Origin of the sequence: Burkholderia lata, from assembly GCF_000012945.1 — a bacterium.
Taxonomy (GTDB): Bacteria; Pseudomonadota; Gammaproteobacteria; order Burkholderiales; family Burkholderiaceae; genus Burkholderia; species Burkholderia lata.
The window spans coordinates 705280-717885 of record NC_007509.1 but is presented as its reverse complement, the minus strand read 5'-3'; the positions used below and the strand labels follow the sequence as shown (position 1 = coordinate 717885).

Here is a 12606-nt window from a genome sequence, read left to right as displayed (position 1 = left end):
CGGGCCTGAAGGGCCTTGAAGCTGCGCCGCCGCTGCGCTGACGCGACCACGACGACGAGATGAACCGCCGCGGCAGCGCGTGCGGTTGTATCGACCATTCACAAGCTTGTTCGAGGGTGTCATGACATCAGTAATGGACATCGGCTTTCTGGGGCTGGGAAAGATGGGCGCGCCGATGGCGGAACGCCTGCTGGGGCAGGCCTGCCGGTTGCATGTGTACGATCCGTCTGCGCAGGCGGTGGCGCCGTTCGTCGACGGCGGCGCCGTCGCGCACGCGTCGCCGCGTGCGGTCGCCGATGCGGCGAGCATCGTCTTCGCCTGTTTGCCGAACCGGGACGTGTCGCTGGCGGTCGGCCTCGGGCCGGACGGCGTCGTGCACGGTTCGGCGGTTCGTCTTTACGTGGAGATGTCGACGATCGGCCAGGACATGATCGAGCGAATCGGCGAGGGTCTCGCGCAACGCGGGATCGATATCGTCGACGCGCCAGTCTCCGGTGGGCCGTCCGCCGCGCGGGCCGGCACGCTCGCGATGCTGGTGTCGGGCATGCCGTCCGCGGTCGAGCAGGTGTCGCCGCTGCTGGAGCGCATCGGCAAGGAAGTGTTTCCGATGGGGGACCGCCCCGGCATGGCGCAGATCATGAAGATCGTGAACAACGTCGTGATGGCGGCCAACCTGGTGGTCTGTGCCGAGGGGCTCGCGATGGGCGCGAAAGCCGGCCTCGACGCGGACAGGATGATGCGGTTGATCGATTCCGGTTCCGGCCAGAGCTTCGCGTGTTCGAAGATCATGAGCCGGGCCGTGTCGGGGGCATTCGACTTCGGTGCCGCGCTCGCCGTGATCGAGAAAGACATGGCGCTCGGCCTGGCCGAGGCACGCCTGATGGACGTGGCGATGCCGGCCATCGAACGCGCGCGGGACGTCTGGCACGCGGCGTATGAAGCCGGCCGGGGCGGCGAGGACTTTACATCGATCCTCCGGTACGTCGAGGAGCGGAACGGCACGCGCGTTCGGGGGCGTGCCGTTCCAGCGTGATGCTCGCGGGTTACGCCGCAGCGCGCCGCAGCGGCGGAACGCCGAGCAGGAAACTCTGCATGCCGAGGCAACTGACGATCTGCATGACCTGGAGCACCTGCGCCGGTGTCGCGCCGTAACGCAGCGCATTGCGCGTATGAATGCGCACGCCCGGCTCGAACATGTGGGTGGTCGATACGTCGATCGCCACATACAGCAGTTCCTTGACGACGGGCGCCAGCGTGCCCTCGCGCCAGGGCGTGGACGAGAACGCGGTATAGCCGTCGAAAAACGCCGGCGAGCTGCGGACCATCGACGTCAGTTGATCGCTCCAGTAGCCCCGGCTGGCAGTGAACGCCGATTTGACCTGCTCGAATTTCTCGTCGAGCGGAAATGCCGTATCGACCGACTGCCCGTTTGCCTCGATTTCTTCGAACAGCACGGGTACGCCGACCATGTACGAGTGAATGCCGAGCACCGACGAGATCTGCAAGGCCTCCGCGATTTCCCGGCGCGTCGCGCCGTGACGCAGCGCGCCCTGGATGTGCAGCGCAACCGCGTCGCCGTTCAGGTGCGTGACGCTCGCGCTCGCCGCGATCATGACGAGATCGCAAAGTTTGGGCTCGAGATGGCCGGCATCCAGTGCGGCGCGGGCCATCACGAGGTAATCGTTGAAGAAGACGGGATCCTCTGCGAGCGCCTGGTCGTGCACGTCGCTCCAGTAGCCGTGTAGTCGTTCGAACTCGGCCTTGAGCGCTGATTTGTCTGTCATGAGTGTCTCCTCTGGAAGCGTGTCAGGTAGCGCGTATCGACGTGTGCCCGGGAAGTCGAAGCGTTTCCGCAGCCGCGCCTGCTTTGCATCACGTCAGTCCTGATTGAAAAGTACGAGAGGAAGGTGCCGCAATTGAAACGCGCTCAAGTTTCCGTACTTTGAAAGCATCCGCAACGCGGGATGACCGCGTACGCGTCTGCAGAGCGAGGGCTTCCAAAGCACGGGACAGAGCGCATCGCTCAATTGACGACGCTATCCCGACGCTCGACCATGAATGAACGAGCACAAGAATTCCGGAGACGCATTTCATGAATCCCCACCAGCTAATGTCGGTCGTTCTGGCGATTGGCTAAATCGTGCTGCTGCCGCGCGTGCGCACGCGGCTAACGGCATTCGAGTCACTCGATTCCCGGCACGTCCGTTTCTCGATCGAAGCCGTCGTTCGCGTCGATGTCCGCGTGAGCGCGTGCCATTGATTCGGCGTAACGAAGCGGCAGATCGCCGTCGTGAACGTATCCGGGTGGTGCGGGTGAAACGTCAATCGGGAAAGCCTGACGGTGCATCCGCTGACGCGTACGGAGCGGTTCCTGCCGGTTGATCAAAGTACGGAATAGTGGCACCGGCCTGGGGCTCCGGACCCCGGTTCCGCGTTCAATATTCGAAGAAGGCTGCAGGGACGTCGCTGCATCGCTCACACGCCCCGGGTCGAAACTGGAATGACGCATTTCGTGTAGTGAAAGTACGGAAACCCAAAATGGACATGAAACTTGCACGCCGGCGAGTCCTGATCACCGGCGCATCACAGGGCATCGGCGAAGGTCTCGCGAGGGCGTTTGCCGCCGAGGGATGCCACGTCGTCTTGACCGCACGCTCGGCAGACAAACTGGAACAGTTGGCGGCCGACCTGCGCGCCGCGCATGACGTGCGCGTGGACGTGCTGGCACTGGACATGACGGCGCCCGGCGCGATCGACGAGGTCGTCGCGTTCGCCGGCGACGTCGATGTCCTGGTGAACAACGCCGGTGCGATTCCGGGCGGCACGCTGTGGGACGTCGATGAAGAAGCATGGCGCAAGGGCTGGGAGCTGAAGGTGTTCGGCTACATCAACCTGACGCGCGCGATCTACACCGGGATGAAGGCGCGCGGCGGCGGCGTGATTCTCAACAACATCGGCAATGGCGGCCAGAACTTCGACTTCAACTACATTGCGGGCTCGACCGGCAATGCCGCGTTGATGGCGTTCACGTGTGCGCTGGGCGGCCGCAGCCTGGAGGATGGCATCCGTGTGGTGGGCGTCAATCCGGGGCCGGTCGGCACCGAGCGCATCGCCAAGGTGCTGCGCAACCACGCGGCGCGCCTGCTCGGTGACGAAGCGCGTTCCGACGAGCTGATGGCGGGCTATCCGCTGGGGCGTGCGGCGACGGTCGACGAAGTTGCCGACCTGTTCGTCTATCTGGCGTCGCCCCGTTCGGGTTACACCAGCGGCACCATCGTCACGGTCGACGGTGGCATCACGTCCAAGCGTTCGGTGGCCTGACCATGTACAAGCATGTTTTCTCACCGCTTCGGATCGGTGCCGTCGAGATTCCGAACCGGATCGTGCGCACCGCGCATGCGACGCGCCTGGCCGACCGATACGTCAACGACGACCTGATCGCCTATCACCTGGCGCGCGCGAAAGGCGGCGCGGGGTTGTCGATCATCGAAAGCACGTCGGTTCACCCGTCATCGACTTTTTCGCTCACGGCGAGCGACGATGGATCGATCGCACCGATGCGCAAGCTGGTCGATGCCATTGCCCCAACCGGCATGAAGCTGTTTACGCAGCTCTGGCACGGCGGCTACACCGATCCGGCGGCGGACGGCGGCCTGCCGTGGGCGGTCTCGGCACTGGCGGGGCGCTACTCGATCGCGCCGCCGATTCCGATGACCACCGACCAGATCGAAGAGGTGATCGATGCGTACGCCAAGGCGGCCGTCCGCATGCAGGCCGCGGGACTGGACGGCGTAGAGGTGCTGGCCGGCGCCGGCTACCTGTTCTCGCAATTCTTCTCGCCGGTGCTGAACCAGCGTACCGATGCGTACGGCGGCAGCTTCGACAACCGTATCCGCGCGTTCATGGAGACATTGCGCGCGATTCGCGCGGCGACGTCGCCGGAATTCGCGCTCGGCGTGCGCATCGGCGGCAGCTCGGACCCGCGCATTCTCACCGACGAGGACGTCAATGCAATCGCATTGCGGGCGCAGGCCGAGGGACTGATCGACTTCGTCAACATCACGCACGGCGACTACTACTTTCACGTCGACCGCTATGCGGGAATGGACGCGCCGGTCGGCTACCAGTTGCCGCACGTCGAGCGCATTTCGGAAGGCGTGACGGTACCGCGCATCATCGTGGGCCGCTACGCGACGCTGGACGATGCCGAGCAGGCGTTGAAGACCGGGCAGGCCGACATGATCAACATCGTGCGCGGGATGATCGCCGATCCGTTGCTGGTCGTGAAGAGCCGCGAGGGGCGCGGCACCGAGGTGCGGCCGTGCATCGGCTGCAACCAGGGGTGCCTGGGCGGCGCGTTCGCCGGCCGGATGGGCTGCGCGGTAAATCCGGCGGTGGGCTACGAGCAAACGCTGTCGGACGAGACCATCGTGAAAGCCGGGACGCCGCGCAAGGTGGTAGTGGTGGGGGGCGGCGTGGCGGGCATGGAAGCCGCGCGCACGGCGCTGCTCGCCGGGCACCGTGTGACGCTGGTCGAGGCGATGTCCGACCTCGGCGGCCTGCTGAACTGCGCGAAACACCTGCCGAAACTTCATCCGATCGGGGACATCGCGATCTGGCTGGAGAACGAGATCTATCGCCTCGGTGCGGACGTGCGGCTGTCGACGTACGTGGATGCGGACGACGTGCTGGCCGAGGAACCGGACGCGGTCATCGTGGCAACGGGCTCGCAGCCTGCAGACGTGCGCGAGTTCCGGCAGACCGCCGACCCGGCCGCGCAGGTGCCGATTGCGCGCGAAGCGACGGTGCTGACGTCGCTGGATCTGGCGATGGCACCGCCGCAGGACCTGGGTCGCACGGCGCTGGTCTTCGACGATGTCGGGCACTACGAAGCCATCGGCTGCTGCGAAGCGCTGATCAATCGCGGCGTCGAGGTGACCTATGTGACGCGCCACCTGATGTTCGCCCCGGCCGTCGAGACCACCGGGCGCACGCAGGCCGCGTTGCGCCGGCTGCACAATGCGGGCCGGCTGCGCATCGTCACGCAGTCGGCGCTGGTGTCGATCGACAGCAGCAGTGCCGAGATCCGGCCGCTCTTCGGGACCGAGACGGAGCGCATCGCGGCCGACACGGTGGTGCTGGTGGGCTACCGGGAGTCGCAGAACGAAATCTGGGCGGCGCTGCGGGGGCGCGTGGATCAACTGCATCTGGTTGGCGATGCGCGGTCGGCGCGTGATATCCAGCCGTCGATTCGTGAAGGTCACATTGCCGGACGATCGATCAAGTAAGAAGGCGAAATATCGATTGTTGAAAGGGCAGTCGTGCTGCAGGGGATCGGGCGAGAGGAAGGTCTGAGTGGCCATCCTCTCGCCCGTTTTATTTGGCGTGCCGGCGAAAGCGGCAGGCACGCCTCGCCACATGACTTGCGTCGAGGGTGGCGGTCGGCCGGTTTTCCGATTGCCGGGAACATGTTTGGCGACGTGCGTCGTCAGCCTGAACATTGCGGATGGATCCTGATCCGTGGCTCGACCAGTACAACGCTGAACGAGCGCATCAGGCGCGTTGGTGTCATCGCAAGACCCCGATCCGCACTTTCCTCGATTCGCTCGAACTCGCCAGGGAGAAGCGCATTCCCCATCGATGGCTGATTCCTTGCAGGCCCGACTACCCGCCAGATCGAGTCCTGGCGATCACGACTCAAGTGACCCCGACCCAACGCGGCGAAGCGCGCAGACGGGCGATGTCACGCGCCGGCGGTTCTCCAAAGTGACGTCGATATTCGCGCGTGAATTGCGACGCGCTTTCGTAACCCACGCAGAAAGCGGCAGTCGTAGCGTCGATGCCTTGCACCAGCATCAGGCTGCGGGCGTCCTGGAGCCTGAGTTGCTTCTGGAATTGCAGCGGTGTCATTGCCGTGACGCGGCGAAAATGGTCGTGCAGGCTCGATGGACTCATTCCCGCTTCAGCAGCAAGCTGCTCGATGCTGAAGCGCTCCCGGAAATTTTGCGTGATCCAGGCGATGGCACGGCCGACCTGGGCGACCGGCCCTTGGCTGGAGGTGATGTGGCGCATTCTGGCGCCATCGGGGCCGGCGAGCAGGCGGTACAGAACTTCCTGCTCCGCAAGCGGCCCGAGCACGGGCAGCGCCGCCGGATCGTCGAGCAGGCGCAGCAGGCGTAGCGCGGCGTCGAGCAGACCAGCGCTGGCGCCGGACACGGTCTTGCCGATGGGCGGGGATGGCGCTTCCGGCGGCGGCACGCGCAACGCCATGTGTCCCAGCATGACCGGATCGAAATCGAGGTACAGGCAGAGGTAGGGCTTGTCAGGCGTTGCCTCGACCACCTTGCCTGTCACCGGCAGGTCGTACGTGACGATCCCGTAGCGACCCGGCGCGTATCTGAAGACGCGGTCGTCCAGCGTGACCTCTTTGTGCCCTTGCGCGACGAGGCACAGTTGCGGCCGGCAAACACTCGGCATGGGCATCGTCACCGTGGACGACCGAACCAGCGTCATGCGTTCGATGGGCGTCGCGTGGAAACCATCCTTCGAGACGTTTCGGCCAATGATCGCTGCAATTTCCGCCAGTGTTTCCATGAGACGGACTATCGCACGAGCGTCAAAGCGCACGCAATGCGCACCGCGGCTTCTGGACGATCGAGCAGCAATCCTGGGGCATCAGGCTAACGGGACGGCGGTGCGGCACATCACAGTGTCAGCCGCGCCAGGGTTACGCGAACCCCGGCCGCGTCACCGATATGGAGCAAACATGACACCTGACAATCTGACGCCGCCCATCATTGCAATGGGCACGTGGGCCTGGGGCGACAGCGGCGAGACCGGCAATGGCTACTTTGGCAGCAGCCACACGCGGGCTGGCCTGGAGGAGGTTGCCGACAACGCGCATGCGGCCGGGTTCAGCCTCTGGGACACCGCCATCGTGTACGGCATGGGCCGTTCGGAGACCGTACTCGGCGAGGTGCTGAAGCGCTTCGCGCGTAGCGACTATCAGCTCTCGACGAAGTTTACCCCGCAGGCCGCGGGAGCCGGCGCCGATCCGGTGGCGGACATGCTGGAGCAAAGCCTGGCCCGCCTCGGCACCGACTACATCGACCTGTACTGGATTCACAATCCAGCGGATGTGGCGCGGTGGACGCCGCACCTCATCCCGTTGCTGGAGAGCGGGAAGGTCAAACACGTCGGCGTCTCGAATCACAACCTGAGCGAGATCGAACGCGCCAACCACATTCTCGGGGAAGCCGGGTTTCGGGTCGAGGCCATCCAGAACCACTATAGCCTCCTCTACCGCGGCGCCGAACACGCCGGCATCCTGGACTACTGCCGCAACCAGGGCATCCCGTTCTTCGCATATATGGTGCTTGAACAGGGTGCCCTGAGCGGCAAGTACGGTCCGGAGCACCCGCTGCCGGAAGGCAGCAACCGGGCGGAAACTTACAACGGCATGCTGCCTCGCTTGAAGGTGCTGACGGACACGCTCGCATCGATCGGTCGCAAGCGGGGTGCTGCAGCGCCCGAAGTCGCGACGGCATGGGCCATCGCCAAGGGGGCGACGCCGATCATCGGCGTGACGAAGCCCCGTCATGTCGACGGACTGGTGCGGGCCGGCAGGATCACGCTCACGACAGACGAAATCGCCGAGCTGGAAGCGCTCGCCGACGCCGCTGACGTGAACACGCGCGGCTGGTGGGAACAAGCGATGTAACGCGGTCGCTTCGGTGTACTGCGTCCGTCTGATCGAAGACATCTACAGCGATGCGGCTTGTTCCGCGATGAAATCCCTGAACCATAGTGACTTCCCGGCGATCGTTTCCCGTTCCGCGAGCGTCGACGGATGGGGCGGATCGGCATGGACTGCGCGAATGGCCGCATCGATCTGCCGGCCGGCCCCTCCTGGACGATCTACAAAGAATGGCAGACGTCATCGCATGGATTGTCCAGGGTTCAACGGCTAATCTGGGTGACATCAACGGAAACGGCAGATGCCGCACGGATCTCCGTCCGTTCGTTGTGTCTGGAAGGATCGCCAAGAGGATGGTGGTTACACGGCCATTTGATCCCGATGTGTTCCGGTTCCGATTCGACATTCCCTGGAAGACCCCGATGACTCGACATACCGTGAGACAACCCGCGCCGGCAGCACGCATGACGACAGGCAACACCGCATCATGAGTCGTCGTGAAGCATTGATCGTCGGCGGGTCGCTTGGCGGTTTGTCCACCGCGCTCGCGCTGGCACGCGTCGGAATCTCGTCCATCGTACTGGAACGCACCGCCGGCCGCACGCAGCGCGGCGTGGCCATTCGTGCCGCCGGCCCGCCGCTGGAACGCACCATCGGTCGTGCCGCCTATCGCCGCGTGGCCGACGTGCTGGGCGATGCCGCGATCCGTCAGGGCACCTTGCCGCACGCGTGGTGGGACGTGTACACCGCGCTTCGTACCGCCACCGATGCAGAACCGGCGATCCACATCGTCGAAGGCGTCAAGGTGGTCGGGATCGGGCAGGATGGCGAGACGGTGTCGGCGCGAAGCGAAGGCGGGGAGATCTGGCACGGCGATCTGCTGATCGGCGCGGATGGATACCGCAGCGTGGTGCGCCGTCATGTGGCCGCCGACCAATGCCACGCGCGTTACGCGGGCTATGTCGCATGGCTGGGACAGTCCGAAATTCCCGAAGCCGATCGACGGCATATTCGCGGCGTCGATTTTTTCCCGCAGGACAACGAACTGCTTGCGGTCTATCCGCTGATCGACAGCAGCATGACGCTCACACGCGTCGGCTGGGCCTGGTTCGACGCCGGGCACAACGCGCTGATGCGCGAGACGGGGGCGGTCGAAGGCGGCCACGTGATGTATACGCCGCGTGCCGACGTCATCCCCGATGCGATCTACGACTCGCTGATCGAGCGGGCCGGGCGACGCTGGAAGGAGCCGTGGCGCTCGGGCATCGTGAACGCCATCCGCCGACGTGAAGTGATCGCAACCCCCATCTCCGAATACGTCCCGTCACGCGTAACGCGCGGCCGGGTCGTGCTGGTAGGCGATGCCGCCCACGCACAGACACCGATGACAGGAGCAGGCTTCGAAGAGGCCGTACTGGATGCCGCCGCACTGGCCGATGTTTTGAACGCGCAACCCGATGTGTTGCAGGGATTGCAGCGTTACGAATCGCTGCGTCTGGACGCGATGCGACAACGCGTCGAAGACGGGCAAGCGTTCAGCCGCTCGCTGATCGCGTGAAGGCGTCCGTCACGCCTTCGCACATTCACTTCACCCAACAGGATACTCATCATGAATCGTCTCGCAGGCAAAGTTGCCATCGTCACCGGCGCCGGTAGCGGTACCGGCATGGGCGCCGTCATCGCGCGCGTGTTCGCCGCGGAAGGCGCCACGGTGGTCGTGACGGCCAACGCCAATCGCCAGGACAACATGGACACGCTGGTTCGGGAGATCACCGACCTCGGCCAGAGCGCGTCGTCGGCGGTGCTCGACGTGACCCGTCAGGACCAGTGGGCGTCGGTCGTGGCGGATACGGTGCAGCGCCATGGCCGCATCGACATCCTGATCAACAACGCAGGCACGCCGGGCCCGCGCGACGGCAGCTGGGACAAGGCGACGGCCGAAGATTTCCATCATGTGATCGACGTGAACCTGAACAGCCAGTTCTACGGAATCAAGGCCGTCACGCCGCATATGGAGCGCCAGGGCAACGGCGCGATCGTCAATATCTCGTCGGCGGCGGGCATCATCGTGTTCCCCGACGTGCCCCCGGGTTACAGCGCCTCCAAGGGCGCCAGCCGTCATCTGACCAAGGCGGCCGCCGTGGATTTCGCCCGCCGAGGCATCCGCGTCAACGGAATCTATCCCGGGCTGATCGAAACGCCGATGGCCGCTCATTTCACCGAGAATCCGGAGATGCTGGCGGGCCTGCTCAAGGGCATTCCGATCGGCCGGGTCGGGACGTCCGAGGAAATCGCCAAGGCCGCGCTGTTCCTGGCCAGCGACGATGCGTCCTACGTCATCGGTGCCGAGCTGGTGGTCGATGGCGGCTTGACGAGCATTTGATCAAGCCAGCATCGTGGCGGCCGTCGGGCCTCACCATGCAGGATTGAAAAGGACCCCGGTATGAACAGGACGCAGGTTCGCCATACCGGCACGGATCGCCCGTGAACGTCCTGCAAAGCACTTGGCCAGCCGACGCAGCTCACGAGTGGCAGGGCGGCGTGACTTGCTCGGCCATTGCGCGATCGCCACCGCGAGTCGCTGCTACCCGCTCCGCGAATGGCCAAAGCGGGCACCGGGCCGCGCGTGCTCTCCGCACGCGAAGCCGCTCAAGACGTCTGGCGCTTGCTCCTGGCGGCCGGCGACGGGTCGAAGCCGAGCATCTGCGAGATTTCGCGCGCGCCGTCCAGAATCAAGCCCTTGAATCGATCCATTTGGGGAATGCCCCGGCTTTTAGGGGTGCCCATCACGAGCGTGGCGATCGCTTCGCCGGCTTCGTTGAAGATCGGTGCGCCGAATCCCACCACGTCGAGATCGTTCTGATCGACGGTAATCGCAATGCCGGAGCTGGCTGCTTCGCTGACGAGGCGGCGCAGGTCGCGCTTGTTGGTCGTCGTATAGGGTGTCAGCAGCGTGGGCGTGACGGACTTCAGGTACTGCTCGCGCTTTTCCGCCGGCATGAACGCCAGCAGGATTCGCCCGCCCGACGACGAGTACAGTTCGCGACGCTCGCCGATGCCGGCGATGAAGCGGATGGCGTGACGGCTTTCCGCCGACATGATGTACACGAGCGACGGACGGTCGCTGGCCAGTTGCCCGATCAGCACGGTCTCGCCGGCTTCCAGCGCGATGCGCTCCATCACGGGTCGCGCGATTTCCGGAAAGCGCCGCTGCGCGACGATCGCCGCGCCGAGCTTGAACGCCTCGACCCCGAGCGAATACTTGCCGTCGGCGTGCACGAGATACTCGGCGAACGTGAGCGCCCGCAGCAGCGCCAGCAGGCTGGTCTTCGGCGTGGCAGTCAGTTCCGACAGATGGGTCAACGTCGCGCCGTCCGGCAGTTCGGCCAGCAGCCGCAGGATATGCACGATGCGCGTGGTCGCGCGCGGCCCGGGCAATTCGGTGGCCGGGGTCGCGTCCTGAGGGTCGGTGGCGGAATGCATGTCTGTCATCGCAGGTGAAAGAAGGCAACGATTATAGCCAGATGCACCACCGCCGCCGGCCCGGAGGGCACCGCCAACGTCCGCCCGGCGGCGTCAGGCGGATTGCGACGCCGAATGCAGCGCGATCACGCCGGCTTCGGCCAGCGCGGTGATGCGTGCGTCGCTCAACTCGAGTCGTTCCCGCAGCACGTCGGCCGAATGCTCGCCGAGCAGCGGCGGCGCGCGATCATACTCGACCGGCGTGGCGGACAGGCGCAGCGGGCTCGCGACCACCGGCGCACTGCCGGCCAGCGGGTGAGCGATGTGACGGACGGCTTCGCGCGCGCGCGCCTGCTCCGACGCCAGCGCTTGCGCGACGTCATTGATCGGCCCGCACGGTACCCCGCACGATTCGAAGATCGCGATCCACTCGTCCCGCGGGCGGGCGAGGAACGCATCGACGAGGGTCGGCAGCAACAACGCGCGATTGACGCTGCGGGCCGAATTGGTCGCGAACCGGCTGTCCTCGGCGAGCCCCGGAAGCCCGATGGCGCCGCACAATGCCTTGAACTGGCCGTCGTTGCCGCACGCGATGATCAGGTGGCCGTCGCGGGCAGCGAACGTCTGATACGGGACGACGTTGGGATGCGCATTGCCGAGCCGCCGTGGCGCGACGCCGGTGGTCAGGTAGTTCGACGCCTGGTTGGCGAGCATCGCGAACTGGCTGTCGAGCAGCGAGATATCGATGTGCTGGCCGAGGCCGCTGCGTTCGCGCTCCATCAGCGCCGCGAGGATCGCCGTGGTCGCATACATGCCCGACATCAGGTCGGTGACGGCGACGCCGACCTTCTCCGGGCCGCCGCCCGGCGCTTCGTCCGGCTCGCCGGTGAAGCTCATCAGGCCGCCCATCCCCTGAATCAGGAAGTCGTAGCCCGCGCGATGCGCGAGCGGCCCGGTCTGGCCGAAGCCCGTGATCGAACAGTAGACGAGGCGCGGGTTGACGGCGGCGAGGCCCGGATAGTCGAGCCCGTACTTGGCGAGCCCGCCAACCTTGAAATTCTCGACGAGGACGTCCGCCTGCTCCGCGAGCGAACGGATCAACGCCGCGCCCTCGGGCGACGCGATGTCGATCGCGACCGATCGCTTCCCGCGGTTCGTACAGAGGTAGTAGGCGCTTTCGCTCGTCGCGCGGCCTTCGCCATCGTGCAGGAAGGGCGGCCCCCACGTTCGCGTGTCGTCGCCGGTGCCCGGGCGTTCGATCTTGGTCACGTCGGCGCCGAGGTCCGCAAGGTTCTGCGTGCACCACGGGCCGGCGAGGATGCGCGACAGGTCGAGCACGTTGATGCCGGCGAGCGGCTTCGGGCGATGGCCGGCCGGCGTGTCGCCGGTGGACGGAGTGCGAATGGCGGTGTCTTGCATGTAGGTTCCTGTTGTGCGGTGTTGCTTGA

The 12606-nt window shown here is 65.5% G+C and carries 10 protein-coding genes; 6 read left to right on the top strand and 4 right to left on the bottom strand.

Translation table 11 applies throughout. The features are described from left to right. Nucleotides 1-79 precede the first annotated feature (79 nt). Nucleotides 80-1033: an NAD(P)-dependent oxidoreductase gene (locus tag BCEP18194_RS03055; protein ID WP_244272783.1), complete on the top strand. Its 954-nt coding sequence runs from the start codon at nt 80-82 to the stop codon at nt 1031-1033. A gap of 10 nt (nt 1034-1043) precedes the next feature. On the opposite strand, the gene BCEP18194_RS03050 is transcribed toward BCEP18194_RS03055, so the two are convergent. Beyond that, nucleotides 1044-1784, bottom strand: a complete 741-nt coding sequence (locus tag BCEP18194_RS03050) for a carboxymuconolactone decarboxylase family protein (protein ID WP_011349827.1) — start codon at nt 1782-1784, stop codon at nt 1044-1046. 754 nt (nt 1785-2538) lie between these two features. Here BCEP18194_RS03050 and BCEP18194_RS03040 point away from each other — a divergent pair. Next, nucleotides 2539-3321 (top strand): SDR family oxidoreductase, encoded by a 783-nt coding sequence (locus tag BCEP18194_RS03040; protein ID WP_011349825.1) that lies wholly within the window; start codon nt 2539-2541, stop codon nt 3319-3321. A 2-nt stretch (nt 3322-3323) separates the two neighbouring features. Continuing rightward, nucleotides 3324-5288 (top strand): FAD-dependent oxidoreductase, encoded by a 1965-nt coding sequence (locus BCEP18194_RS03035; protein WP_011349824.1) that lies wholly within the window; start codon nt 3324-3326, stop codon nt 5286-5288. 409 nt (nt 5289-5697) lie between these two features. Here BCEP18194_RS03035 and BCEP18194_RS03030 read toward each other — a convergent pair whose 3' ends face one another. Next, nucleotides 5698-6594 carry an AraC family transcriptional regulator gene (locus tag BCEP18194_RS03030; protein ID WP_041492463.1) on the bottom strand — a complete coding sequence of 299 codons (897 nt, stop codon included), beginning with the start codon at nt 6592-6594 and terminating at the stop codon, nt 5698-5700. A gap of 172 nt (nt 6595-6766) precedes the next feature. On the opposite strand from BCEP18194_RS03030, the gene BCEP18194_RS03025 reads away from it, so the two are divergent. The 3 genes from BCEP18194_RS03025 (at nt 6767) to BCEP18194_RS03015 (ending at nt 10079) form a co-directional block, all read left to right on the top strand. Next, nucleotides 6767-7720, top strand: a complete 954-nt coding sequence (locus tag BCEP18194_RS03025) for an aldo/keto reductase (protein WP_011349821.1) — start codon at nt 6767-6769, stop codon at nt 7718-7720. A gap of 481 nt (nt 7721-8201) precedes the next feature. Next, nucleotides 8202-9254 (top strand): FAD-dependent monooxygenase, encoded by a 1053-nt coding sequence (locus tag BCEP18194_RS03020; RefSeq protein WP_167316003.1) that lies wholly within the window; start codon nt 8202-8204, stop codon nt 9252-9254. Nucleotides 9255-9305: 51 nt separating this feature from the next. Beyond that, entirely contained in the window at nt 9306-10079 is a 774-nt protein-coding gene (locus BCEP18194_RS03015) for an SDR family NAD(P)-dependent oxidoreductase (RefSeq protein WP_011349819.1), read from the top strand. 266 nt (nt 10080-10345) lie between these two features. On the opposite strand, the gene BCEP18194_RS03010 is transcribed toward BCEP18194_RS03015, so the two are convergent. Together BCEP18194_RS03010 and BCEP18194_RS03005 are read right to left on the bottom strand one after the other, a co-directional pair. Further along, on the bottom strand, nt 10346-11179 hold the full coding sequence (locus BCEP18194_RS03010; RefSeq protein WP_241024855.1) for an IclR family transcriptional regulator: 834 nt from the start codon (nt 11177-11179) through the stop codon (nt 10346-10348). Between the two features lie 93 nt (nt 11180-11272). Beyond that, the gene (locus tag BCEP18194_RS03005; protein WP_011349817.1) at nt 11273-12577 is read right to left on the bottom strand and encodes a CaiB/BaiF CoA transferase family protein; all 1305 of its coding nucleotides are present in this window, start codon (nt 12575-12577) and stop codon (nt 11273-11275) included. Between the last annotated feature and the right edge of the window lie 29 nt (nt 12578-12606).

Bases quoted from the DNA above. Each gene is read 5' to 3' on its own strand.
- BCEP18194_RS03015 (WP_011349819.1), top strand. From the start codon at position 9,306: ATGAATCGTCTCGCAGGCAAAGTTGCCATCGTCACCGGCGCCGGTAGC.
- BCEP18194_RS03050 (WP_011349827.1), bottom strand. From the start codon at position 1,784: ATGACAGACAAATCAGCGCTCAAGGCCGAGTTCGAACGACTACACGGC.
- BCEP18194_RS03030 (WP_041492463.1), bottom strand. From the start codon at position 6,594: ATGGAAACACTGGCGGAAATTGCAGCGATCATTGGCCGAAACGTCTCG.
- BCEP18194_RS03005 (WP_011349817.1), bottom strand. From the start codon at position 12,577: ATGCAAGACACCGCCATTCGCACTCCGTCCACCGGCGACACGCCGGCC.
- BCEP18194_RS03025 (WP_011349821.1), top strand. From the start codon at position 6,767: ATGACACCTGACAATCTGACGCCGCCCATCATTGCAATGGGCACGTGG.
- BCEP18194_RS03040 (WP_011349825.1), top strand. From the start codon at position 2,539: ATGGACATGAAACTTGCACGCCGGCGAGTCCTGATCACCGGCGCATCA.
- BCEP18194_RS03035 (WP_011349824.1), top strand. From the start codon at position 3,324: ATGTACAAGCATGTTTTCTCACCGCTTCGGATCGGTGCCGTCGAGATT.
- BCEP18194_RS03010 (WP_241024855.1), bottom strand. From the start codon at position 11,179: ATGCATTCCGCCACCGACCCTCAGGACGCGACCCCGGCCACCGAATTG.